22 protein-coding genes and 2 pseudogenes are annotated in these 25000 nt (G+C 58.3%); 20 read left to right on the forward strand and 4 right to left on the reverse strand.

All coding sequences use genetic code 11. The features are described 5' to 3' along the window. Positions 1-582: 582 nt before the first annotated feature. The 3 genes and pseudogenes from WBR25_RS13060 to WBR25_RS13070 all read left to right on the forward strand — a co-directional run bounded on the left by WBR25_RS13060 (position 583) and on the right by WBR25_RS13070 (position 2716). Complete coding sequence (locus WBR25_RS13060; protein WP_429106803.1) at positions 583-1125, forward strand: hypothetical protein; 543 nt, start codon at positions 583-585, stop codon at positions 1123-1125. Between the two features lie 87 nt (positions 1126-1212). Beyond that, positions 1213-1596 carry a hypothetical protein gene (locus WBR25_RS13065; RefSeq protein WP_279464701.1) on the forward strand — a complete coding sequence of 128 codons (384 nt, stop codon included), beginning with the start codon at positions 1213-1215 and terminating at the stop codon, positions 1594-1596. A gap of 80 nt (positions 1597-1676) precedes the next feature. After that, positions 1677-2716, forward strand: a pseudogene (locus tag WBR25_RS13070) (IS481 family transposase). Between the two features lie 223 nt (positions 2717-2939). Here the strand turns inward: WBR25_RS13070 and WBR25_RS13075 are convergent. Next, complete coding sequence (locus WBR25_RS13075) at positions 2940-3977, reverse strand: porin (protein ID WP_064336762.1); 1038 nt, start codon at positions 3975-3977, stop codon at positions 2940-2942. Between the two features lie 395 nt (positions 3978-4372). Here WBR25_RS13075 and dinG point away from each other — a divergent pair, with 395 nt between their 5' ends. The 3 genes from dinG to WBR25_RS13090 all read left to right on the forward strand — a co-directional run bounded on the left by dinG (position 4373) and on the right by WBR25_RS13090 (position 8330). Next, the gene (gene dinG, locus WBR25_RS13080; protein WP_267511277.1) at positions 4373-6445 is read left to right on the forward strand and encodes an ATP-dependent DNA helicase DinG; all 2073 of its coding nucleotides are present in this window, start codon (positions 4373-4375) and stop codon (positions 6443-6445) included. 142 nt (positions 6446-6587) lie between these two features. After that, a complete protein-coding gene (locus tag WBR25_RS13085) occupies positions 6588-7247 on the forward strand; it encodes a YccT family protein (protein WP_058056075.1) in 660 nt (219 codons plus the stop codon). 186 nt (positions 7248-7433) lie between these two features. Continuing rightward, on the forward strand, positions 7434-8330 hold the full coding sequence (locus WBR25_RS13090; protein ID WP_279498081.1) for a histone deacetylase family protein: 897 nt from the start codon (positions 7434-7436) through the stop codon (positions 8328-8330). Between the two features lie 156 nt (positions 8331-8486). Here the strand turns inward: WBR25_RS13090 and ylqF are convergent, their stop codons facing one another. Continuing rightward, positions 8487-9437 carry a ribosome biogenesis GTPase YlqF gene (ylqF, locus tag WBR25_RS13095; protein ID WP_479748193.1) on the reverse strand — a complete coding sequence of 317 codons (951 nt, stop codon included), beginning with the start codon at positions 9435-9437 and terminating at the stop codon, positions 8487-8489. A gap of 323 nt (positions 9438-9760) precedes the next feature. Here ylqF and WBR25_RS13100 point away from each other — a divergent pair, with 323 nt between their 5' ends. The 8 genes from WBR25_RS13100 (at position 9761) to uhpC (ending at position 18438) form a co-directional block, all read left to right on the forward strand. Next, a complete protein-coding gene (locus WBR25_RS13100; protein ID WP_201936673.1) occupies positions 9761-11158 on the forward strand; it encodes an alkaline phosphatase in 1398 nt (465 codons plus the stop codon). A gap of 11 nt (positions 11159-11169) precedes the next feature. Next, the gene (locus tag WBR25_RS13105) at positions 11170-12561 is read left to right on the forward strand and encodes an alkaline phosphatase (protein WP_201906314.1); all 1392 of its coding nucleotides are present in this window, start codon (positions 11170-11172) and stop codon (positions 12559-12561) included. A 72-nt stretch (positions 12562-12633) separates the two neighbouring features. After that, positions 12634-13320: a hypothetical protein gene (locus WBR25_RS13110; protein WP_201906334.1), complete on the forward strand. Its 687-nt coding sequence runs from the start codon at positions 12634-12636 to the stop codon at positions 13318-13320. Positions 13321-13402: 82 nt separating this feature from the next. Further along, on the forward strand, positions 13403-14140 hold the full coding sequence (locus WBR25_RS13115; RefSeq protein ID WP_201906335.1) for a substrate-binding periplasmic protein: 738 nt from the start codon (positions 13403-13405) through the stop codon (positions 14138-14140). A 245-nt stretch (positions 14141-14385) separates the two neighbouring features. Next, positions 14386-14781, forward strand: coding sequence for a nucleoside diphosphate kinase regulator (rnk, locus tag WBR25_RS13120; protein ID WP_005334070.1), 396 nt, complete (start codon positions 14386-14388; stop codon positions 14779-14781). Positions 14782-14974: 193 nt separating this feature from the next. After that, positions 14975-15565 carry a response regulator transcription factor UhpA gene (gene uhpA / locus WBR25_RS13125; RefSeq protein WP_479748196.1) on the forward strand — a complete coding sequence of 197 codons (591 nt, stop codon included), beginning with the start codon at positions 14975-14977 and terminating at the stop codon, positions 15563-15565. Then, the gene (uhpB, locus tag WBR25_RS13130; RefSeq protein WP_479748198.1) at positions 15562-17082 is read left to right on the forward strand and encodes a signal transduction histidine-protein kinase/phosphatase UhpB; all 1521 of its coding nucleotides are present in this window, start codon (positions 15562-15564) and stop codon (positions 17080-17082) included. Before uhpA ends, uhpB begins: the two co-directional genes overlap by 4 nt. A gap of 21 nt (positions 17083-17103) precedes the next feature. After that, positions 17104-18438, forward strand: coding sequence for an MFS transporter (gene uhpC, locus WBR25_RS13135; RefSeq protein WP_227273415.1), 1335 nt, complete (start codon positions 17104-17106; stop codon positions 18436-18438). Between the two features lie 92 nt (positions 18439-18530). Here uhpC and WBR25_RS13140 read toward each other — a convergent pair whose 3' ends face one another. Beyond that, the gene (locus WBR25_RS13140; RefSeq protein WP_479748201.1) at positions 18531-19664 is read right to left on the reverse strand and encodes a GGDEF domain-containing protein; all 1134 of its coding nucleotides are present in this window, start codon (positions 19662-19664) and stop codon (positions 18531-18533) included. Positions 19665-20184: 520 nt separating this feature from the next. Between WBR25_RS13140 and WBR25_RS13145 the strand changes: the two genes are divergently transcribed. From WBR25_RS13145 to WBR25_RS13165, 5 genes and pseudogenes are all read left to right on the forward strand, one after another. After that, positions 20185-20985: a transporter substrate-binding domain-containing protein gene (locus WBR25_RS13145; RefSeq protein ID WP_005334079.1), complete on the forward strand. Its 801-nt coding sequence runs from the start codon at positions 20185-20187 to the stop codon at positions 20983-20985. A 100-nt stretch (positions 20986-21085) separates the two neighbouring features. Next, the gene (locus tag WBR25_RS13150) at positions 21086-22045 is read left to right on the forward strand and encodes an amino acid ABC transporter permease (RefSeq protein WP_479748203.1); all 960 of its coding nucleotides are present in this window, start codon (positions 21086-21088) and stop codon (positions 22043-22045) included. Next, complete coding sequence (locus tag WBR25_RS13155) at positions 22029-22151, forward strand: hypothetical protein (RefSeq protein ID WP_005350727.1); 123 nt, start codon at positions 22029-22031, stop codon at positions 22149-22151. Before WBR25_RS13150 ends, WBR25_RS13155 begins: the two co-directional genes overlap by 17 nt. Continuing rightward, on the forward strand, positions 22135-22257 hold the full coding sequence (locus WBR25_RS13160; RefSeq protein ID WP_019445266.1) for a hypothetical protein: 123 nt from the start codon (positions 22135-22137) through the stop codon (positions 22255-22257). The genes WBR25_RS13155 and WBR25_RS13160 overlap by 17 nt, the downstream gene beginning before the upstream one ends. Continuing rightward, positions 22241-22983: pseudogene (locus tag WBR25_RS13165) on the forward strand (amino acid ABC transporter ATP-binding protein). Before WBR25_RS13160 ends, WBR25_RS13165 begins: the two are co-directional and overlap by 17 nt. 107 nt (positions 22984-23090) lie before the next feature. Here WBR25_RS13165 and WBR25_RS13170 read toward each other — a convergent pair. Continuing rightward, positions 23091-23882, reverse strand: coding sequence for a substrate-binding periplasmic protein (locus tag WBR25_RS13170; RefSeq protein WP_429134816.1), 792 nt, complete (start codon positions 23880-23882; stop codon positions 23091-23093). 168 nt (positions 23883-24050) lie between these two features. Here WBR25_RS13170 and WBR25_RS13175 point away from each other — a divergent pair, with 168 nt between their 5' ends. Continuing rightward, positions 24051-24890 (forward strand): sterol desaturase family protein, encoded by an 840-nt coding sequence (locus WBR25_RS13175; protein WP_129504295.1) that lies wholly within the window; start codon positions 24051-24053, stop codon positions 24888-24890. Positions 24891-25000 lie beyond the last annotated feature (110 nt).

Raw genomic sequence — 25000 nt, forward strand, 5'->3', positions numbered from 1 at the left:
CACAGTAACACTCCAGATAATCACGCCCTATTGACGGAGGGTTTATTTATCCTGACCCTTTCATATGCCTCACCACTCCATCATATCAGGTAAAAATATCCACCTGCTGGTAGGCTAATTCCCCCCCCTCGCACACCGAATATTGGAGTTTTTTGTCTGTGTATTTACGGCGCGCAATGGCTGATTGGTCCTGTGATGTCGCCAGCCTGTACTCGCTTGCAACAGAGAAAATACTCAACTCCCGATATTGCAGCCCTATGGCCAACTTTATCGACACCCATAAGGAACCATCCCGGATGGTCCCCCATCTTTTGCACAGTGACTTGAACTGCACCTAACCCATTGTTTTAAATGATTTATAGTTTTTCATATTTTATGAATCCAATTAATCCTGTTTTATTTTACTTACATCACCCGACTGCTAAATTTGGCGTCATCCCGGCAGGACGAGGCGCACTGAAACAACTGACTGCGGGCTACCGATAACAGGTGTGCAATGAGCACAGAAATAACGTTCAGGCATAGCAACCGTTATTTTGACGACATCACACTTGCTGATCCTTGTTGATTTGAGGTTATCTGATGAAAAAAACGCTGCTTGCTCTCTCTGTATTGGTAATAACCGGAACTGCATATGCAGGGGTGCCTGATTTATCCGCCAGCTGTCCTGGACATATTAATCTTCGCGTCGAAGATGGCACGGCTTATATCAATAACCAGCAAGTTCCACTTAAAAAAGTGAATTCAAATTTCTACGAGGCGAGCAAGGGGCGCACCACCCTCTCCATGGTGAAAAATGGCGACTGGGGCATCACCTATTTTGTCAAAAATGGCGACAGCGGCGCCTGCCAGCTCAATGACGATGAGAACGATGACGACGGCGATGATAATGAAATCGCCAGTAGCAGTGCCTACAACGGCAGCACTGCACAAACCAAGGTTGCCGAGAACGCCTGCATGAACGCCATCGCCAGAAAAGCGGGCGTCAGCCGCAGCAAACTGACCCTCGACTATGTGGCCGACTCCCAGGCGGGGATGATGATTGATATCAAGGGGCCCCATGACCGGCTCTGGCACTGCCTCACCGACGCCCGCGGCCATATTTCAGGCATCAATCAGGACTGATTTCGAGCCACGGCTCAGCGGGGCCCACACCTACCGTGGGAGCTCCACCCCTTATCCATTGCAATTATTTGATACAGGTAAATGAAGATGAAATCCAAACAGACTCTGCTCAATGTCACCCTCGGTTGCCTGCTGGCGGTCGGTATCTCCGGCTGCGCCGTGGCCAAAACCCATCACGGCCACAAGACCCATGCCCAAGCGCACGCTCAGGAAGGGGCCGTGCAGTATGGCGACGAGAGCCCGTGGGCTGGCAACTATAAAGCGGTCACTGACGATGGCCGCACCGTGGCCGAAATTCACGTCGATACCACAGGGGAAACCTATATCGATGGCAATCAGGTCAAACCAAATCACAGCGGCAGCGACTACCTGAAATTCAAGCAGGAGACCATCACTTACACCCTGCGCAAAAACGGCGCCAGCTGGAAAGACAGCGATGCCGGCACCAGCGGCCGCATCCTGTTCGATTGATAATCCCGACACCGGCCTTGCCAGACACCAAGCCCCGCCAAGGGGCTTTTTTGCACCTGCAAAATACTATCAGCCTCTGCATGACCACCAACGAGAAAGTCGCACGTCGCAAACTCAGCCTGCTAGAGCTCGCCAAAGAGCTCAATAACGTCAGCAAAGCCTGCAAGTTCATCGGCTACAGTCGTCAGCAGTTCTACGAAATTCGCCGTAATTACCAGACCTATGGCGCCGAGGGATTGCTCGACAAATTGCCCGGCTGTAAACGGGCTCATCCCAACCGGGTCGCTCCCGAGATTGAACAGGCCATCCTCGATTACTCCCTCACCAGACCAGCTCATGGCCCGCTGCGAGTCGCGCAAAAACTGGCTCTGCAAGGCATCAATGTTAGTGCGGGTGGTGTACGTGGCGTGTGGCAACGGCACGACTTGCTCTCCAAACACGACCGCTTGCTGCGCCTTGAGAAAACTCACCGGGATCAGACCATTGAGCTCAATGACGAGCAAATTCGCCTGTTAGAGCGCTTCAGCCCCGAGTTCCGCGAACGCCAGATAGAAGTTCACTACACCGGGAACTGGTGGCGATCGACACCTTCTTCGTCGGCGCACTCAAGGGGGTCGGTAAGATGTATCTACAAACCGTGCTGGACTGCTATAGCCGCCACGCCTGGGGGCGGCTCTACACCAGCAAGCTGCCGGTGACCTCGGTTCATGTGCTCAATGAAACGGTGCTGCCGTTTTTCGAGGCCCATGAGGCACGGGTCTATACCATCCTGTCGGATAACGGGCGCGAGTTCTGTTGGCGCCCAGACCATCATCCCTACGAACTGTTCCTGCAACTGGAGGGGATTGAGCACCGGACAACCAAGGTGCGCAGGCCGCAGAGCAACGGCTTTATCGAGCGGCTGCATCGCACACTGCTTGATGAACACTTCCGTATCAAGGGGAGAACGACATGGTATAAGTCGGTAGAGCAGATGCAGACAGACCTAGATAGCTATCTGGTGCACTACAACACCCAGCGGCCACATCAGGGCGGGATGATGGAGGGTCAACCCCCCTACAACATGTTCAAGAAGGGTCTGAAATTGATACCGAAGAAAGTGCGCACTAAAGTAGCGTAAACAAAACACCGGTTTGAGGCCGGAGTCAGGTGATAACTAGATCTGTACAAATTAACCGAGACCGGCAATTTGCCAACTATCACTAGAAATTACAATCCGGCGATTCACCAGAACTCCGTTACGCAATAGCAATGCCGCCAAAAAGAAAATGGCCGAGATATCATCTCGGCCATTCGTTGCTTGGTCAAAGACTCAAGCCAGGATATTACTCATGTGCAACTTATTAGAAGTTGTACTGCAGAGCAACAGTCCACTCGTCATCTTGCTTGTCGATGCCCTGGATCTTGTACTCGGTGTAAGCTTTCAGCTTCGGAGTGAAGGCATACTGAACACCCAGCAGGGTCTCGTCAACCAGATCCTTGTAAGTAGAACCGGCAGCTTGAGCGTTGGCCTTGCCTTCTTTGAAGTTGTAGCCAGCCAGGAAGGTCCAAGCGTCTACGTTGTAAGAAGCAGCCAGCTCGTAACCACGGCCGTCATCTTTCATACCCAGGCTCTTGTTCTTCACTTCGCCTTCAGTGTAAACACCAGCAAAGTAGAAACCATTGATTGCGTAGTGTGCACCAACAGCCCACTCGTCTTTCTTACCAGTCTGACCATTAACTTTGTTTTGCAGGTCGGAGTAGGCATAACCGGCATTGAAGCCCAGACCGAAGTCAAAGTCATAACCAGCAGCTACGCCGTAAGCTTTCTTACGCTTAACGTCTTTACCCCAAATAGCGTCTTCTTTGATCTTCTGACCAACGTCAGTGATTTTGACCGCTACATCATCGTTGGTTTGGTAGGAAACTTTACCTTTGAAACCACCGAAGGTGTTGGAGTAGATGATTTGACCTTCTTGACGACCATCATAGAAGTTACCGGCATCGCCCCACTCGTTGAAAATATCGGTCGGCTCGAGTACGTCGTAGAAAGCGGTATCGGTCTGACCGAAGATGATTTTACCGTACTGGGAACCATCAAAACCGGCATAGATGTGACGCGGATCGATGTCGCTGGTGTTGCTACCAGAGTTTTCAGCAGCTACTTGCCACTCGGTTTTAGCAATGGCAGACCAGGTGTTGTTCAGAGCTACTTTACCAGACCAGCCCAGACGGGTTGCACCAACCAGTTCTGCTGATTTGTCGTTAGCTTCGCCGTAGTAGTTAGCCTGTACACGGCCGTATACGTCGAAAGTGGTGCCGTCTTTGTCATAGATCACTGCGGCGTTAGCGGCGGATGCAAACAGAGCCGGAATAGCAATAGCCAGAATTGTCTTTTTCATAGTTTCCAATGCCTACTGTAATTAAACACTAAGTTGTTGTTATTCCCTGTGTTAGCGATGTTCTTTGCATCACTATGCCGCCGAGACTAGCACCGGATTTTTTGAACCGCAATGAAAAAACTTGGAACTTTTTACGGAAACCATAGTCATGGAGGCAAAAATGTGAGCCAAGTCTCACCTAACGGCAAGGCAAAAGGAAAACGTTTACAATGAATCCTGCTGATTATTTGGACTCAAATAGTCTATTTTGCATGCAAATAACGCTAACTACCTGATAAACAACCAAAGTGGTCTGATCAGCGTAAAACAGCCGTGATAATGGCAGTTGCCTCGACCTCACCAAGGGGTTGCGGGTATCCTTGTCCTTCGATTAACCCCTAACTGGCCTTCTCTTCATGCTCTCTACTCGCCTTAAAGCCACCATTCGTCAAACCTATCGCCAGATTTCGGATGGATTACCCGGTTTTGTGCCGCGCAAAGAGCAGAACTTTCTGGTGGCAGAGATAGCCAAAACCCTGACCGGCGAGTACGACAAGCAGCGCCGGATCCTGGTGGCCGAAGCGGGCACCGGTATCGGCAAATCCCTCTCCTATGCGCAGGGTGCCATCCCGGTGGCACGGCTCACCCAGAAAAAGCTGGTGATCTCCACCGCCACAGTGGCCCTGCAAGAGCAGCTGATCCACAAAGACCTTCCTTTTTACCACCGCCACAGCGAGCTGTCGTTTCGCTTTATGCTGGTCAAGGGGCGTCAGCGCTACTGCTGCGAGCATCTGCTGGAGCAGGCAGCCAGTGGCGCCGAGATGGCCAACTTCGAGCTCGACTTTGGCAGTCTGAGTAAATCCAAACCATCTGACAGCGACAAAGATCGCTACCAGGCTCTGTGGCAGGCCTACACCAATGGCAAGTGGGACGGGGATCGGGACAACTGGCCGGAGCCCATTCCCGACACTTGCTGGGATCGCATCGCCGCCGACCGCCACACCTGCAACAAGGCGCTGAGCCATCACCAGCACTGCCCCTTTCATCGCGCCCGCAACGACATGGAGAGCGCCGATGTGCTGGTCGTCAACCATGCGCTGCTGCTCTCCGATCTCACCATGGGCGGCGGCATCATTCTGCCGCCCCCTGATGAGTGCATCTATGTGCTGGATGAGGCCCATCACCTGCCCACCATCGCCCGGGATCACGGCGCGGCGTCGGCCAGCGTCAAAGGCTCACGTCGCTGGCTGGAGAAGCTGGTACAAAGTGCAGGCAAGCTGGCGCGGACTCTTAATAAGGAGAGCCTGCTCGACCCCCAACTCAAACTGCAGGATGCACTGGCCTCCATCCAGCCTGATCTGAAGGCTGTCGAGCAGTGGCTCAGCGCCAACGATCGGCTGTTTGGCAGTGAACCTCACTACCGCTTCGCCGAAGGGGTATTGCCGGATCCCCTGCCCATGCTGGCAGAGAATCTCAAGGAGTCGAGCAAGAAGGCGCTGCGGGCGCTGGATCGGATGCAGGGGGCCATAGGTGAAGCGCTGAAAGATGGCGAGATCCGCCGCAAGGAGGCCGAACCCCTGCTGGCAGAGAGCGGTTTTCATCTGCAGCGGCTGGAGAGTTTCTGCGCCCTCTGGGAGATGCTGGGGCGCCATGTGCCGACCGGCAAAACCCCGCTCGCCCGCTGGATGGCCAAGAGCGATGACGGCGATATCTGGCTGCACGCCTCACCGATTGAAGTGGGCTATCTGCTGGAGGAGTGGCTCTGGTCGAAATGTTTGGGGGCCGTGCTGGTCTCCGCGACCCTCACAGCACTCTCTTCCTTTAGTTATTTTCGCCATCAGGTGGGGCTCAAGGAGCACGACGGTACCCGCTATCTGCGCCTGCGCTCACCCTTTGACTATCAGAAAGCCGAGCTCTATCTGCCCAAGATGGAGCACGAACCCAACTCGCCGGCCTTTACCAACGAACTCATCAGCGTGCTGCCACGTATTCTGGCGGGCAAGGAGGCGAGTCTGGTGCTCTTCTCCTCCTACCGCCAGATGAATGAGGTGGCCGTTGGCTTGCGAGCCAAGGGGCTGTCACTGCTGGTGCAGGGGGAAGCCTCCCGCAATGCCCTGCTCACCCTGCACAAACAGAAATGCGATGGCGGTCAGGCCAGCATTCTGTTTGGTACCGGCAGCTTCTCGGAAGGGCTGGATCTGCCGGGTCACTACCTTACCAATCTGGTGATCACCAAACTCCCCTTTGCCGTGCCCAACTCGCCGGTCGAGGAGGCCACCGCCGAGTGGGTGGAGCAGCGAGGCGGCAACCCTTTCCTGCAACTGACAGTGCCGGAGGCATCGCGCAAGCTTATCCAGGCCTGTGGCCGCCTCATCCGCAAAGAGGCTGATCGGGGACGGGTCACCATTCTGGACCGCCGCCTGCTGACCAAACGTTATGGCAAGGGGCTGCTCGACGCCCTCCCCCCGTTTACACGGCGGATCGAGTAAATAAGCCGGCCGCTATTGATAAACAAACTGACAGCCGCGCGAACATCGACCACCAGAAAGAGCCATTGCCGCAGTAGGCCAAACCTGTAAAAATGAGCCCCTGTTTTCAGTGGGCAATCGCCTGACTGTTCAAGGAGATGAAATGAAACTGACTGTTCTGGTACCGGCGCTGGCTGGTCTGTTGTGGGCCGGTAGCGCCCTTGCTGATGCCCAATTGGAAGTGACCACCCCGTATGTCGTCCAGCTGATCGATGGTCAATCCATCAACCCCAAGCTGCTCGACAAAACCAGCACCTTCCCCCTCTCTGCTGGCAAACACCAGTTGGTCGTCGCCTTTGAAGGCAACTACTCCAGCCGTAACGAAATCAAGCTGGTCACCGCAGAGCCGCTGGTGCTGAACTTCACCGCCGCCGACAATCAGCAGCTGGTGCTGGACTATAAAAAGCCCCGCAACGAAGCCGAAGCCAAGCAGTTTGTCAAAGAGCAGAAAGTGGCGCTGAAAGACAAGGTCAGTGGTCAGCAAGTGAGTAGCGAACAGTTCGTGATGCCGAAAGTAGAGGGCTTCCAGCTGACCCGTGACTATCAGCAAGAGCTGATCAACATGGGCAAAGCCTTCAACCAGCCCAAAGCAGTGGCCGTTTCTTCTGCTGCCGTGATGGCTGCCGCCAGCGCACCGGTTCAGGTTGCCCCCAGCAAGGCTCAAAGCAATCCGGAAGCGCTGACCCAGTTGCAAAACTGGTACAACAAGGCCGATGCGGAAACCCGCAAAGCCTTCCAGATCTGGGTTATCCAGCAGCAATAAGCCGGGCTGAGTGATTGACTGAAAGGGGAGCCAAGCTCCCCTTTTCCATTCCATATCCTGCGGTCTAACTCACGACGCGTCTTGATTTATGCGCTGCCACTTCCCCTTTATATAGGGAGTACATATATGGATTCATCTGCTGATTTCATATATAGAAAGCGCCACCTTGCCAGGGAGAATGGCACCATGTCGTTGCGCATTTTCTATCACCCCCTCTACTCCTCCCTGACGCTACCCGAGCGCCATCGCTTCCCGCTGGCCAAGTATCAAGGGCTGTTTGAACGCCTGCAGGTGCAGGGTTACCCCCTTGGCGAAGCGCCCGCCGCTACCCGGGAGCAAATCTGTCGCATACACGATGCCGATTATGTCGCGGCGGCCTTGAGCGGCCAGCTTGAAGATCGCGCCATCCGCAAGATCGGTTTTCCCTGGTCACCCATGCTGATAGAGCGCACCTTGCGCTCGGTGGGTGCCACCGTTGCCGCCAGCCGCTATGCACTTGAGCAGGGCTGCGGCTTGCAGATCTCCGGTGGCTACCACCACGCCCATCGGGATCACGGCAGCGGTTTTTGTCTGTTCAACGATCTGGTGATTGCCGCCCAGACTTGCCTCGACGAGGGGCGCTGTGAACAGGTGCTGATCGTCGATCTCGATGTGCATCAGGGAGATGGCAGTGCGGCCCTGTGCGCCGGAAGGCGCGATATCATCACCCTCTCCCTCCATGGGGAGCACAACTTTCCCCATCACAAAGCCGCCTCTCACCTCGACTTTCCGCTGCCAAGCGGCATGACGGACGATGCCTATCTCACCACACTGCAACAGGCGCTATCACTGGCACTGCGCCTCTATTCGCCGGATCTCATCCTCTATCAGGCGGGCGTCGATGTGCATCATGCCGACGAGCTTGGTTATCTCTCCCTAAGCGATGAAGGGGTTCGCCTACGCGATGCCATGGTATTTGACTGTGCAATCAAGCATGGGTTGCCCATCGCGGCGATGCCCGGTGGCGGCTATCGCCGCGACTGGCAACAGCTGATCCCGCTTCATATGTCGCTGTTTGAGACGGCTCGCCACCGTTTTGGCTGATGGCATGGCTTTATAGCACGCACACCCCATCAGAGTGGGCGGCATTTCACCAGATAAGACAGAAGAGGCGACCCTTGGGGTCGCCTCTTCGTGTTTCGTCATCAGGGTCACACAAGCTCGCTCGCAGTCAGGCAAGCTCGGGACGCCTGAGGATAACTATTTCTGACGCTTGCGGGCGTACTTGCGACGGGCGCGAGCCTGACGCTCCTCTTCCCGCTCGGCCTTCTCTTTGGCTTTTTGCTCGGCTTCTGCGGCGGCTTCGACAATCTCGACGCTCACCATCTCCGGCGTCTCCAGCGAGATGCGGCCAAGCAAACCGGAGCGGAACTCGTTAATCAGGATCTCTGACGCCTTGTGCAGGTCGGCCAGCCCCCCTTTGCGCATAAACGCCCGCTGGCGGGCGATCATCTCTAGCAGCTCGATCTCGGTCTCGGGCAACGCGTCAATCTGGTAGCGCGCCTTGATCCGCTCCGGATAGGCCTTGATGAAGTAGTCAGCGGCGAACATGGCGATATCGGCATAGTCGAACACAGTGTCTTTAATGGCCGCTGTGATGGCCAGACGATAACCACAGGAGGGCGGGTTGAGCTTGGGCCAGAGGAAACCTGGGGTATCGGTCAGGATAACGTTGTTATCCAGCTTGATCCGCTGCTGGGACTTGGTCACCCCCGCCTCGTTGCCGGTACGGGCGATGATGCGCCCCGCCAGGGTATTGATCAGAGTGGACTTGCCCACGTTGGGGATCCCCATGATCATCGCCCGCACGCCGCGCAGCTCAAAATTGCGTTCCGGCAGCATCTCGTGGCAGAGGGTCAGCAGTTGCTTGATCTTCTCCGGCTCTTGTTGCGTCAGCGGCAGCGCCTTGATCCCCTTCTCTTTTTCCATGTGCGCCACCCACAGCTCGGTGATCGCCGGATCGGCCAGATCCGCCTTGTTCAGCACCTTGATCACCGGGGTATCACCACGCAGCTCGGGCACCAGCGGGTTTTCGCTGGAGAAGGGGATGCGGGCATCGAGCATCTCGATGATCACATCGACCTGGGGCATGACCTCGGCAATCTCTTTGCGGGCCTTGTGCATGTGACCGGGGAACCAGTTGATGGACATATCCGTTACTCTCTGTGGGGGCTGCGGGCGCGCGCATGGAACAACAGGCGCTCTGCCGCGGGCATCGAACGAAGGGGGCGCATTTTACCTGCTGCGGGCCTCTTTTGACAGGTCATTCTAACCATCACCTCATCAAATCAGCAAACCGCCGAGGCGGAGCAACCTTGCCGGAAGCGGCCGGACCAACTGGCTCAATTGATAGATAACACATTGATATAGTGTAACATTTTCATCACTTTTTCACACAACCGTCACCGATAGTCAGTAAAAGTGTCATCTGCCCCCTCTAGGCTGCGCTCAGGTTTTACAAGGAGCGAACCCCAATGAGAAAAATGGCAGGACTTGCAGTGATGATCGGCGCCGCCCTGGCTGCCGGCTGCAAATCAGACAATGACACGGTGGCGACCAAGCCCGCAGCCCAACCCACCAACGTCATCTTCTTCCTCGGTGACGGCATGGGCCTCAACACCCTGACGGCAGCCCGCATCTACGGTGTCGGCGAAGAGGGTGATCTCACCATCGATACCCTGCCAGAGACGGCCTTTATCAAGACCTTCTCCCACGATGCCCAGGTCACTGACTCGGCCCCCTCCATGGCGGCCTACATGACCGGGGTCAAGAGCAACAACGGCGTCATCAGCATGGACGGCGATGCCACCTATGAGAGCGACTGCAGCAAGAGCGCCGGCAAGCCAGTGACTACCCTGCTGGAGCTGGCCAAAGCCGATGGCCGCGGCACCGGTGTGGTAACCAGCACCCGGGTAACCCACGCCACCCCTGCGGCTACCTATGCCCATATCTGCAACCGGGATCTGGAGGCAGATATCGCCGTCCAGCTGGTACCGGGCGGCAAAGGCTACAACAGCGCCCTCAAGGAGGGGCTGGATGTGGTGCTCGGTGGCGGCAGCAGCTTCTTCCTGCCCAAAGCCGACAAGGGCAAGCGGGAAGATGGCCGCAACCTCATCAGCGAAATGCAGGCCAAGGGCTACCAGTTTGCCAGCAATCTGGATGAGCTGAACAAGGCCGATACGGGCAAGCCGCTGCTGGGCCTGTTTGGTTCCAGTCACATGAAATATGACCTGGACCGCCCCGCCAGCGAGCCGTCACTGGCCCAGATGACCCTGGCCGCCATCAAGCAGCTCAAGGGCAAAGAGAAGGGTTACTTCCTGATGGTGGAAGGGGGTCGCATCGACCACGCCCTGCACGACACCAACGCCAAGCGGGCGCTGCAGGACACCATCGCCTTCGACAACGCCATCAAGGCCGCCATCGACGAGGTGAAAAAGAGCGACCCCGAGCTGAAAAACACCCTGATCGTGGTCACCGCCGACCACGACCATACGCTCGTGCTCAACGGCTATGCCAAGCGCACCGGCAAGACCACCGCCGACAATCCCGGCGTACTTGGGCTGGTGAAGAACTACGAGACTGGCGAGCCAAGCAAGGATAGCGAGGGCATGCCCTACACCATCATAGGTTTTGGCAACGGCTACAACCGGGTGGATGGCCCGCGCAGCAGCGTCGCCCCACTCGACGATGCCACCGTCTCCGCCAATGACTACCACCAGGAAGTGGTGGTCAAGGTGGGCGAGATCGGCAACGAGACCCACGGCGGCACCGATGTCTTCCTCGGCGCCATCGGCAAGGGGGCTGACAGCTTCCATGGCTCTCTCGATAACACCGCCGTGTTCGGCAAGATCAAGGCTGCGGCCAAGCTGTAAGGAGCACTTTCATGAGCAAACAGATGAACACATCCATCAAGCACACGCTGGTCTGCGCCGCCCTGTTCAGTGCGCTGGGCGCAACCTCCCAGGCACAGGCCGGTGATGCCAAAAACGTCATTCTCTTTATCGGTGATGGCATGGGGCCTACCGTGCTCACCGCCACCCGCCTGTTCAAGGTGGGAGAAGAGGGCAATCTGGAGATGATGAAACTGCCGCGCAGTGCCCGCATCAAGACCTTCTCCAACGATGCCCAGACCACCGACTCGGCCCCCTCCATGGCGGCCTACACCACCGGGGTCAAGATGAACAACGAGGTGATCGCCATGAGCAGCGACACCAAAGCCGTCGCCCCCGGCAAAGACGTCAATGGCAACAAAACCGTCAACAATTGCAGCAGCGATAACGGCAAGCCGGTGCCCACCATCCTGGAGCTGGCCAAGGCGGCAGGCAAATCGGTCGGGGCCGTCACTACCACCGAGCTGACCCACGCGACCCCGGCGGCTACCTACGCCCACATCTGCCATCGGGATGCCGCTTATGACATCGCTGCACAAGCTGTTCCGGGAGGCGCAGGTTTCAACCAGGCGCTGGGAGATGGGGTCGATGTGCTGATGGGCGGTGGTGCCAACCACTGGACTCCCTACAGCGCCAGCAACAAGGGCGGTCGCAATGACAACCGCGACCTGACCGCCGAGATGAAGGCAAAGGGATACAGCTATGTCACCACCCAAAGTGAACTGGCCAAGGTCACCAGTGGCAAGGTGCTCGGTCTGTTCAGCAGCAAATCCCACCTCGACTACGAGCTGGATCGGGTCGCCAAGGGGGCTGCCAATACCCAGCCGTCCCTCTCCGAGATGACCGCCAAGGCGATCGACCTGCTGAGCAAGAACAGTCAGGGTTATTTCCTGATGGTAGAAGGCGGCCGGATCGATCACGCCCTGCACGGTACCAATGCCAAGCGCTCGCTCACCGACGCAGTGGCTCTGGATGAGGCGGTCAAGACGGCGCTGGGTAAAGTGGATCTCAGCAATACCCTGATCGTGGTCACCGCCGACCATGACCACACCATGACCATTAACGGCTACTCCGCCAAGGGCAATCCGGTGCTGGATCTGGTGAAAAATGGCGATGGCTCGACCCAGAACGATGTGGATGGCAAGCCCTTCACCACCCTGGTGTTCGGTAACGGCCCCAACCGCCCCGATGTACGCCCCGTCCTCACCAGCGATCAGGTGATGGCCAATGACTATCTGCAGGAGACCGGTGTCAAACTGACATCGGAAACCCACGGCGGCGGCGATGTGATGCTGTTTGCCGATGGCGCCGGCAGCAACCGCTTCAAAGGCACATTGGATAACACCAAGGTGTTTGGCAAACTGCGGGAGGCGCTCGGCCTGTAAGCAGCAGGGGCCCGGGTGCATCTGAGCAATTGACTCAGCGGCCCGGGCCCCGGCTCTTTCGAGCGACAGATGATGATGCGACTTTTGCTTTCGTTATGGCTGCTTGGCAGCACCCTCGCCTTCCCTCTGCATGCTGACGACACACCCCCGGATCTCGCCGCCCGGATCAGCTATCACGACCGGAACACCGGCAGCGATGGCATCGCCAGAGAGAGTGTCTGGCAAGAGAAGTGGCTGCGCGTGGGCAATCAGGTGTGGAGCCAGCGGCTCATTCCCCTCCCCCTTGCCCGTGCCTATCATGCCACTCACGACGCCACGCCCGGCCACAAGCACTTTACCCACCAGATGGCGGCCCGCTGGGTCAGTCGCAGTGATGAGGGTGAACTTCAGCTGCGCTATGCCGACAGCTGGCACAACCAGCTGGTTGAAGTGCCGGTGGAAGAGTATGGCCAGGTGGCCTTCAAGCCCGACTGGCTGCGGATCCGCCATCTCGTCAACCCGGCGCTGATCGAGGGGATGACTCCACTGGATGAGGCAGCCCCCGAGCAGGCCCGCTGGTATGAAAAGCGCGAAGGGCAGCAACGAACCCGCATTCTCTGGTCGAGTCAGTGGCAGATCCCGCTGGTGGTCGAGTCGGCCAGCCTCGATGGCTATCGCAGCTACCGGATGGAGGTGACCCTGCGCAAGCTGCCTGCTCAGCTCCCCTGGCAGCAACTCGCTGATTACGAAGTACGCGATCTGCGGGATTTCTTCGACTGAGATCCCAACCCCTCAGCGGGCACAACGACAACGCAGGCAGGAATGTTACACTCTGCATATTCGACTCTGGCTCACGACCTTGATGCGCGCTCTCTGCCTGCCCTTTTTGACCCTGCTGTTATTGCTGGTGAACACCGGTGCCCAGGCTATTGTGCTGGTGGCGGCCGAGCTGCCTCCTTACGTCATTCAGTCCTCCCATGGTAAACCCAGCGGTGTGGGTATCGAAATCATGGAAGAAGCTGCTCGACGCCTTAAAGAACCGCTCACCATCGAGTTGATGCCGCTTCCACGTGCACTGACCCAGACAATTCATCGCCCCGATGTATTGATGATACCGCCCGTGCGAAGCAGTCAGCGAGAGCACCTCTATCAGTGGGTAACGCCCATCCTCGATGAGCAGTTTTTGATCGTCAGCGATCGCCGGTTTCACCCAAAAGCACTGAAAAGCAGCGATTTGAAAAACCTTGATGTGGGCGTGCTGCGCTACTCGTTTGGTCAACACCTACTCAAGCAACGCATCGGGATCCGGGGAGAGACAGTGGCAGATGAGCAACTAAACGCTCATAAACTCCATCGCGGTCGCATTGATGCCTGGGTCGCCGCATGGAATGTCATCCTGTATGCCCAACAACAAGACAAACGCTCATCACAACAGCTGGTTCGCGGGGAAGTGTTGATGAACACCCAACTGTTCCTGGCCGCTCACAAGGATTTCCCCTTCAAACAGGCGCAGCGCTGGCAAGCCGTGATAGACGAGATGCGCCATGATGGCACACTGGCGCGGATCATCCGTCAGTACAACTATCAGGCTCCTGAGTAGTCACTCAATCGCGGTTGCCAAGGCCGGCCAGAATGGTTATGGTAGGCCTATGAAAATACTCGCTATTTCCTCGCATTTGCTCACACCCTGCTGAGCCCCCGCCTCGCTCCTTCGGCCGCGAGTCGCTTGGGGGCATGGCATTTTCAATCGATTGAACCTGTTGAATCCATTTTTGTAACACCCTGTGTGATGGCCAACCTGCACCCGCCGGTATGGGCCTATCCGCTATTGATAAGGAATATCTTATGAAACAACCTCATCTGGTTATCTCCAGCCTTGATCTGGACCGTATTGAGCAACTGCTTGGCAACCACCCGCAGCATCTGGCCCTGCAAGAGGAGCTGGACCGCGCCGAGATCCGCGAACCGGCCGACATGCCGCCGGACGTGGTCACCATGAACAGCAAGGTGCGCTTCAAGATGCAGAGCAGCGGCAACGAGTTCTGCCTCACCCTGGTCTACCCGCGCGATGCCAAGGGCGACGAGAGCAACATCTCGGTACTGGCGCCGGTAGGCAGCGCCCTGCTCGGCCTGAAAGTGGGCGACAGCATCGCCTGGCCGGGCCCGGCCGGTCGCACCATCGAGGTAGAAATTCTGGAAGTGGTCTATCAGCCGGAGCGCGCCGGCGAGCTGCACCGCTGAGTCCCCCGGGCTGGTCATCCCCCTGTTGATCAGCCCGCTTGCTCGCCCTTGCCAGCTGATCCCGATCAAGCTTTGCGCACCTTGCCCCCCGGTTTTTAGCCCCTTTTCCTGCTGCTGCTTGAGCCTGACTCGGGGGGCAGGTATCTTGTTGGCCGCGTCATGGTCATGACGCACCGAATTTCAGGCTGACATCATGATAAAAATTGCCCTCATCGACGATCACCAGATCGTCCGATCCGGTTTTGCCCAACTGCTCAATCTGGAGCCAGACCTGCAGGTGGTCGCCGAATTCGGCTCCGCCAGCGACGCCCTTGCCGGCCTGCCCGGCAGCGGGGCGCGAGTCTGCGTCTGCGACATCTCGATGCCCGACCAATCGGGACTGGATCTGCTCAAGCAGCTCCCCTCCGGTCTGGCGGTGGTGATGCTCTCGGTACACGACAGCCCCGCCCTCATCGAGCAGGCACTGCAGACCGGTGCCAAGGGATTTCTCTCCAAGCGCTGCAGTCCGGACGAGCTGATCGCTGCCGTGCGCACCGCCGCCCAGGGGGGGTGTTATCTGACGCCGGACATCGCCCAGAAGCTGGCCAGCAGCAGCCAGGATCCCCTCACCAATCGGGAGCGGGAGATTGCCCAGTTGCTGGCACAGGGGCTGGAGGTGAAAGCCATCGCCGAGCAGCTTGGACTCTCCCCCAAGACGGTTCACGTCCATCGCGCCAACCTGATGGACAAGCTCAAGGTCAGCAACAACGTCGAGCTGGCCCACCGCATGCTGGATAGCTGGTGATCTCCCGTCTTGCCAGCTATGTCGCCATCGCGCTGGCGGCCTGCTTCATCTTTGCCGCCGGCTGGTTTTGTCTCTGGAGCATCAGCCTGCATCTGGCGGGCGGCCCGGCGCTGGCTGTGCTGCTGTTCCCCTTCGGCCTGCGCCTCGGGTTGCTGCTGCAAAGTCCCGGCCACTACTGGCCGCCGCTGTTGCTGTGCGAAGGGCTGCTGCTCTACTGGCTCAATCTGGAGGTGGGGCTGCCCCACTGGCCTTGGCTGGTCGCGGGCAGTCTGCTGACCCTGCTACCGCTGTTCATTGCCCGTCGCCAACAGGTGCGCAACGACTGGCAGCAACTGTTGCTGCTGCTCGCCACCGTCACGGCGGCGGCGCTGCTGCAAGCCCTGCTCTGGCATCTGGCCGGGGAAGATGGCCTCTCGGCCCTGCTGCTCAGCCTGACCGGCGGGCTGACGCTGACCTCCACCTGCATGCTGATCTGGCACTACCTCACCCGCGCCACTTGGGTGCCGCTGGGGCCTGCGCTGGTGGATCAGCCGGTAGAGTGGCGCTTTCGCCATCTGGTCTGGTATCTGCTGCTGTTCGTATTGAGCCTCTGGCTGCAACTGGGATTGCCCAACTCGCTGGTGCGCTTTACCCCGTTTTGTCTCGCCATCCCCATCATCGCCATGGCGTGGCGCTACGGCTGGCAAGGGGCGCTGCTCGCCACCCTGATGAACACCATCGCTCTGCTGGCCAGTCAGGCCTGGCACGATCACCCCCTCGATCTGCTGCTCTCCCTGCTGGCCCAGAGCCTCACCGGCCTGCTGCTGGGTGCCGGGATCCAGCGCCAGCGCGAACTCAATCAGGCGCTGACCCGCCAGCTCGCCCACAATCGCCAGCTCACCGAGCGGCTGCTGGAGACCGAGGAGAGCATCCGCAAGGAGGTGGCGCGCGAGCTGCACGACGACATCGGCCAGACCATCACCGCCATTCGTACCCAGGCTGGAATAGTGCGCCGCCTCGCCCCCGATAATGCCGGGGTGGGTCAGAGCAGCGCCCTGATCGACACGCTGTCGCTCGGGATCTACGACGCGGTGCGCGGTCTTCTCGGGCGGCTGCGCCCGCGCCAGCTCGACGACATGACTCTGGAACAGGCGGTACGGGCACTGCTCAGAGAACTGGAACTGGAACGTCACGGCATCGTCACCCGTCTGGAGTGGCAGCTGGCGGATGGGGATCTCTCCGATGCCCAGCGGGTCACCCTGTTTCGGGTCTGTCAGGAGGGGCTCAACAACGTGGTCAAACATGCCAACGCCCACTCGGTCACCATTCGCGCCCGTGCCAGCGGCGAGCTGTTGCAACTGGTGCTGGAAGATGATGGCCGCGGTCTGCCGGAAAGCCGCCCGCAGCAGGGCTATGGCCTGCTCGGTATTCGCGAGCGGGTACAGGCCCTCGGGGGCAGTCTGCAACTCTCCTGCATCCACGGCACCCAGCTGACGGTCAACCTTCCCACTCGCAGACGGGAGGAGAGTCATGGCTAATCACCACCAGAGGGCCTGCCTGTGCTGAGTTTTATGAGAAGCGCGCCGCCCCGGCCCCTTATCCGGGATCAGGCCGAGATCGATGCCACCTATCGCCACTGGCGGCTGCACCTGCTGCTGACCATGTATCTGGGCTACGCGGTCTTCTACTTCACCCGCAAGAGCTTCAACTTCGCCATGCCGGACATGCTGGCGAGCGGCATGCTGGACAAGTCCGATATCGGCATGCTCTGGACCCTGTTCTACATCACCTACGGCTGCTCCAAGTTCTTCTCCGGCATCATCAGTGACCGCGCCAACCCGCGCTACTTCATGGGTGTCGGACTGATGGCCACCGGCGTTATCAATATCCTGTTCGGCCTCTCGTCGGCACTCTGGATGTTTGCCGCCCTCTGGGTCGCCAACGCCTTCTTCCAGGGCTGGGGGTGGCCCCCCTGCTCCAAGCTGCTCACCAGCTGGTATTCGCGCACCGAGCGCGGGGTCTGGTGGTCGGCCTGGAACACCGCCCACAACGTCGGCGGCGCGCTCATTCCCCTTATCGTCAGCACCATCGCTCTGCAACATGGCTGGCGCTACGGCATGATAGTGCCCGGCCTTATCGCCATCATCGCGGGATTGTTCCTCTGCTGGCGACTGCGGGATACCCCGAGCGCCATGGGATTGCCAACAGTGGGCGAGTGGCGCAAGGATGCGATGGAGCTGGCCCAGCAGACCCAGGATGCGGGGCTCTCCCATCGCCAGATCCTGCGCAAATATGTGCTGGGCAACCCCTATATCTGGCTGCTCGCCTGCTGTTACGTGCTGGTCTATGTGGTGCGCACCGCCATCAATGACTGGGGCAATCTCTACATGACCGAGCAGCGCGGCTTCAATCTGATGAGCGCCAACTCGGCCATCTCCATGTTCGAGGTGGGGGGCTTTATCGGCGCCCTGGTGGCGGGCTGGGGATCGGACAAGCTGTTCAACGGCAACCGTGGCCCGATGAACCTGATCTTTGCGGTGGGGATCCTGCTGGCGGTGGGATCGCTCTGGCTGATGCCCTTCTTCAGCTATGTGATGCAGGCGGCCTGCTTCTTTACCATCGGCTTTTTCGTGTTTGGCCCGCAGATGCTGATCGGCATGGCGGCGGCGGAGTGCTCCCACAAAAATTCGGCGGGGGCGGCTACCGGCTTTGTCGGCCTGTTTGCCTACATGGGGGCGGCGCTGTCAGGCTATCCGCTGGCCAAGGTGATGGAGATCTGGCACTGGAACGGCTTCTTCGTGGTGATCTCGGTGGCGGCGGGCGTCTCGGCCCTGCTGCTGCTTCCCTTTCTCAAGGCGCAGGCACCGAGAACCACTCAAGCGAATGCAGAGTAGCGGGTGGCAGCTGACAAGCTATATCCGGCAAACAGAAACAATCAGAGCGCGGATCACCGCGCCCTGATTTTATTCCTGAACCTATTCCTGCATCAGGCCGCCTGACAGACCCGGTTTTTTCCTTCCCGCTTGGCCCGATAGAGAGCGTCATCCGCACGGCTGAACAGGCTGTCAAAGTGCCACTCCCCCTGCCAGTGAGCGACCCCCATGCTGACGGTGATATGGATCCCCTCTACCTCGCAGGCCGCAAGCTGAACCCGCAGTGACTGACAACGGGCGATCGCCTCCTCTGCGGTGGCATGGCGAAACAGCAGCACAAACTCCTCGCCCCCAAAGCGACTGGCCAATACTCCCTCCAGCTCACGCAGTGCCAACCCGACCCGCTCCAGCACCCGATCCCCCACCTCATGACCATGCCGATCGTTGATCTGCTTGAAGTCATCCAGATCGAGCACCACCAGCGCCCCCTGCTGTGCAGGGCGTCCCCGAGCCAGACGCTCCATAAAACCACGGCGATTGAGTAACCCGGTCAGCGGGTCATGACTGGCCTGATAGCGCAGCTCCAGCGCCCGGTGCTGGTTACAGAGCAGCAACACCCCGAAGGTGAGTATGGAGCTACCCACCAGCATGGAGACATAGGGCAACACGTTGAACAACTGACGCTGGAACGGGCTTTCGATCACCTCGCCCCACACGGTAAATATCCGCATCAGGGTCATGGCAATCAGCACCAGATTGAGGCCAATCAGCACCCAGACCGCCACCTGATAATCGGGTCGACCGTGACGCCAGAGCTGCCAGATGATGAGCGTACTGAGCATGAGGAAGGTGGCGCTGCTGATCATCACCCGTACCGCAATCCGGCCATCGATGGCGACCGACCAGGTCATGACGGCGGCAAACAGCAGGATGAATCCCCAGCAGACAGGCCAGCCCGGCGATTGACGGAAGAAACAGCGTTGGGCGACCAGCAATAACGACACATGAAAAATCAGGAAGACATTGCCCACCCAGGAGCCATAGGGGGTGGGTGTCAGCAGCAGACTGGCAAATCCCGCCTGACCCAGCATGGCAAACAGACTGGACCACCACCAGACCCCGACGCCGGGAATATCGTTGTGGGTAACGCGAATGATGGTGAGAGTGAGGAAACCGAGACAATAGCCACACAAGGCCATGATCATCAAGGTAAAAATATCCAGCTTAAGCAGTAGTGAGGCGTCCATACCAAAGCCATGCAGAGAGGGTAACTGAGTATATGAGAAGCGTTTGCCAAGACCCAGTGCGACTTGATGGTTTTCACAATAAAGCCCGTTCGTTTGCTGACAAACAGAGCAATGCGTGTGATATCCCACCAATGCGTATTCGTATCAGCCCCACAAAAAGCCTCTTACGGAGCCCAATAACTCAATAAGAGCCGCAAGCGGCGCCCTGACTTTGTAACAAAATGTCTTGGAGATAATTTGGGCTTGAACCCACTCAATTAGATAGATATGTTGTTTTCGTGTGATTTTATGAATGAAGCCATGAGCAATAAATGTCTCTAACCTGTTGAGTCTTCTGACACAATCTGTTTTTGGTACATTTTTCACTCAACCACTATTCATAGCATCTCATATGGGGCTTTTGTCCCGCTCAAGACATTCATCCTGTCTTGCCTGTTGCCGGATGCAGCAGTCTCTTGTGCCACGGAGTCGCACGGGATCAGGTTCAAGGCCGAACACACCACCGACAGAGACGTCACTTATGATCAAAAAACTGATTCTTTCTACCCTGCTGTTTTGCGGGATCGCCACGGCGGCCCCGACACCTGCCCCCACGTCCACCCTGGATGCCGTGCTCGAACGCGGCGTGCTGCGAGTCGGCTTCGACGCCGGTTATCAACCCTTCGAGATGACCAACAAGCAGGGCCAGTACATCGGCTTTGATGTGGATCTCGCCAAGATGGTCGCCAAAGAGATGGGCGTGAAGGTCGAATTCGTCAACACAGCTTGGGATGGCATCATTCCGGCGCTGCTGACCAACAAGTTCGACGTCATCATGGGCGGCATGACCGTCACTCCCCAGCGCAACCTGCGGGTCAACTTCGCCGATCCTTACATCGTGGTCGGCCAGACCATAGTCCTGCGCAAAGAGAAGGCGGGCGAAATCAAATCCTTCACCGACCTCAACGACCCGAAATACAAGATTGCGGTCAAGCTCGGCACCACCGGCGAGCAGGCAGTCAAGCGCCTGATCCCCAAAGCCACCCTGCTGCAGTTTGAAACCCAGGATGACGCCAAGCTGGAAGTGATCAACGGCAAGGTCGATGCGTTCGTCTATGACCTGCCCTACAACGCTATTTTCGCCTCCCAGAATCAGGGCGCCGTGGTACACCTCGACAAGCCGTTCACCTTCGAGCCGCTGGCCTGGGCCATCCGCAAAGGAGATCAGGACACCCTCAACTGGTTCAACAACTACTTGCGCCAGATCAAGGGCGATGGCAGCTACGACCGTCTCTACAAGAAGTGGTTCGAATCCAACGCCTGGCTGAACCAGCTCAAATAACCTCCGGGGGGCGGCGCATTGCCGCCCCTGCACCACGCAGCTCCCCACACAATAACGAGAAGAGGTTGTGACTGTGCACACACCCAAACCGACAAGACAGATGGAAAAACAGCCCAATCAGCTGCTCTGGCATGGGGTTTTCCTGCTGATGCTGCTGGTTGCCGTATTCGGCATCTACAAGGCTGTCCAGTCTGTGGATTACACCTGGCGCTGGGAACGCATTCCCCAATACATCGCCTATCAGGCGGAGCAGAAGAATCTCGCCGAATTTGACGGCACCGTGATGGCGGGCACCAGCGAGGCCGAGAAGGACAAGCTGTTCCTGCAAGACGATCTCGACCCCAATGTGCGGCAAGCCATCGCCAGCACCGGCGTACAAGTCGCCGAAGGGGATACCGTTTTTCGTGGCGATACCCTCGACACCCAACTGAGCTGGACCGCAGGCCCCATCGCCTGGGGCGTCTGGGTCACCGTCAAGCTCTCGCTGGTGGCGGGCATCTTCGCCATCCTGCTCGGCACCCTGGCCGGGCTGGCGCGTCTCTCCCCCAATCCCGCCCTGCGCAATCTGGCGGTCACCTACGTTGAGCTGATCCGCGGCACGCCGCTGCTGGTGCAGATCTTCATCGTCTACTTCTTTATCGGCACCGTGCTGAACCTCGACCGCTTCACCGCCGGGGGCGCGGCACTGGCGGTCTTTACCGGCGCCTATGTGGCGGAGATCGTCCGCGCCGGTATCAGCTCCATCCACAAGGGGCAGATGGAGGCGGGCCGCAGCCTGGGTATGACATCCGCCCAGACCATGCGCTATGTCATTCTGCCGCAGGCGTTCAAGCGGGTGCTGCCGCCGCTGGCGGGCCAATTCATCAACCTGATCAAGGACTCCTCGCTGGTCTCGGTCATCTCTATCACCGATCTGACCAAGGCGGGGCGCGAGGTGGTGAGCTCCACCTTCAGCCCGTTCGAGGTGTGGTTCACCGTGGCCCTGCTCTATCTGGTGCTCACCGGCACCCTCTCTTTCCTGGTGCGCCGTCTCGAGGTGAAATATGCACGCAGCAACTGATCCCATCATCAAGGTGCAACAGGCGTCGAGAAGTGCAGCCATCACCGACACCCTCTTCGCCTTCCCGGTTCGTTTTCTGGAGGTGAAATATGCACGCAGTAACTGATCCCATCATCAAGGTGCAACAGGCGTCGAGAAGTGCAGCCATCACCGGCACCCCCTTCGCCTTCCCGGTTCGTTTTCTGGAGGCGAAATATGCGCGCAGCAACTGATCCCATCATCAAAGCGACCGGCGTTGAGAAGTTCTACGGCAGCGAAGTGCATGCCCTGAAAAATGTGAGCACCGAGGTGGCCGAAGGGGAAGTGGTGGTGATCGTCGGCCCCAGCGGCTCGGGCAAATCGACCTTCCTGCGCACCCTCAACCAGCTGGAGACCATCAACGACGGCAATATCGTGGTCGATGGCATCAGCCTGACCGAGCCGGGCGATGTCAACAAGCTGCGGGAAGAGGTAGGTATGGTGTTCCAGTCCTTCAACCTCTTTCCCCACCTGACGGTGCTGGATAACATCTGCCTCGCCCCGCAGAAGGTGCGTGGTCTGTCACGCCGTGAGGCCGAAGACAGAGCCAAGGCGCTGCTGCTGAAAGTGGGGCTGTCGGTGAAAGCGGCCAGCTATCCGTCCCAGCTCTCCGGCGGTCAGCAACAGCGGGTAGCCATTGCCCGGGCGCTCGCCATGCAGCCGCGCATCATGCTGTTTGACGAGCCCACCAGTGCGCTGGACCCCGAAATGGTGGGGGAAGTGCTGGATGTGATGAAGGGGCTGGCCCGCGAAGGGATGACCATGGTGGTGGTGACCCACGAGATGGGCTTTGCCCGCGAGGTGGCGGATCGGGTGCTCTTTATGGAGAGTGGCGAACTGCTGGTAGATGAAAAACCGGCCGACTTCTTCGACAATCCCCCTCCCCACGCCTGCGCCAGTTCCTGAGTCAGGTGCTGTAGCCAACACGCTCTGCTGGATAAACGAAGAGGGACCGCAAGGTCCCTCTTCTTGTGTGTCACGCTGAGCATACTCAACCCAGCTGAACCCGAGTGCCCCTCTCATCGGCTCAGCGCGGGGACTTTCCCAGATAGCGCTCCACGATCACTTTCACCCCGTCACGTTTTTTGAGCTGATAGAGCTCCTTGTCAAATTGGTCGATAAAGGCCTGTTTGTAGGGGTACTCCCCCTTGCGGCTATAGCCGAGAAACCCCTGCTCCTTGCTGAGCACCGGACCCTGTTTGAGCAGGGACATATCGGCCACCGCCAGCTGATCGGCCTTTATCATGTTGAGCAACTCATAGAGCAGGGAGAGGCGATCATTGATGGTGCAATCGACCCGGCCGCGGACAATCTTGAGCAGGTTCTCCCGATTGCTTTTCACCTCCTCCACGTCGATCTGCTTCTCTTTTACCGCCTGCCAAAAGGCATCGCCGCCGACAGCAAAACCGGCGTTCATACCAAAGCGCAAACCGTGATAGTCGAGCGGAAACCTGGCCTGCGGGGTATTGGCTGCCACACTGGCGCCGCACATCACCACCAGCTCTTCATCCAGCATCGGCTGGGAGTAGGGCCACATATAAGGACGGGTATCGGGCATGTAGTAAGGTGGAAAAATAGCGAAGGCTGTCCCCTGTTCCACCATGCTCAGACCGCGCCGCCACGGCATGGGCTTGAGCACCACCTCATAGTCAGGCATGGCAGTGGTCACCTCGCGGATAATGTCGGCATAGATCCCCCTGACCTCCTCCCCCTCCTGCCAGGAGTAGGGGGGATAGGCGGCATCCGCCAGGATCTCGACCCGGGTCTTGGCGTGCGCCATCATGCACAACCCCAGCAACAAGCAACACCAGACGCGCATAAGCCAGCACCTCCTGAAAAAGCCTGCATCAAGCATAGCCATCCGCCGCGCCTTCCTCTGCTGCCGCGCCATATTTCATGCCATCTCTTCGTTGGCAGAAAAATGTTAATGAAATATTAAAGCCATCCTTTATGCTGGAGAGCAATTGCTCTGAATGGATGGCCGCATATGGATGTGCAACTGCTTTTGCTCTACCTCTCCCCGGTTTTTCTGGCCTTTGTCGGCTGGGAGATGCTCTACCTGCGCAAACATGGCGCCGCCTTTCCCACCGCCACCTACCAGTGGCGGGATCTGTTCGCCAACGCAGCCCTGGCCCTGATGCACCAAGGGGGCGATGCCCTGGCGGCCATCGCCATTGCTTATCTGTATGACACCCTCTGGGGCTGGCGACTGTTCGATATCGAGCTCACCTTCTGGAGTGTGCTACTGCTGTTCCTGTTGCAGGATCTCTGTTACTGGCTGTTCCACTTCACCAGCCACCATGTGCGCTGGCTGTGGGCCTCCCATGTGGTGCATCACAGCTCGGAGCGGCTCAATCTCTCCACCGCCTTTCGCCAGAGCCTGATGTACCCCATCTCCGGCATGTGGCTGTTCTGGATCCCGATGATTGTCATCGGCTTCCCGCCCGAGGCGGTGGTCGCCACCGTGCTGCTGAGTCTGGGCTTCCAGTTCTTCGTCCACACCCAGGTAGTGGGCAAACTCGGCTGGCTTGAGTGGGTCTTCAACACCCCCTCCCACCACAGGGTGCACCACGCCAGCAACGCCAAGTACATAGACCGCAACTTTGCCGGCGTGCTGATCATCTGGGATCGGCTGTTCGGCACCTTTGTGGAAGAAGACCCGGCCGAGCCATGTCGCTTTGGCATCACCAAGCCGCTCCACAGCTTCAACCCCCTCACTCTCACCTTCCACGAGTGGCGCGACATGCTGCGTGACGCCCGTGGCCTACCCTGGCGACAAAAACTCGCGGTGCTGTTTGGCAAACCGGCCGGACCTGCCAGCCGCTGAGCCTTCGCCCCGAATCGCAACTCCCGGATAGCAAGCCCCTGATAACCAGTCCCTGATAACAAGAGAGCGCCACGGCGGCGCTCTCTTTTATGGTCAATCACATCTTCGAT

Source organism: Aeromonas sp. MTB (assembly GCF_056632455.1).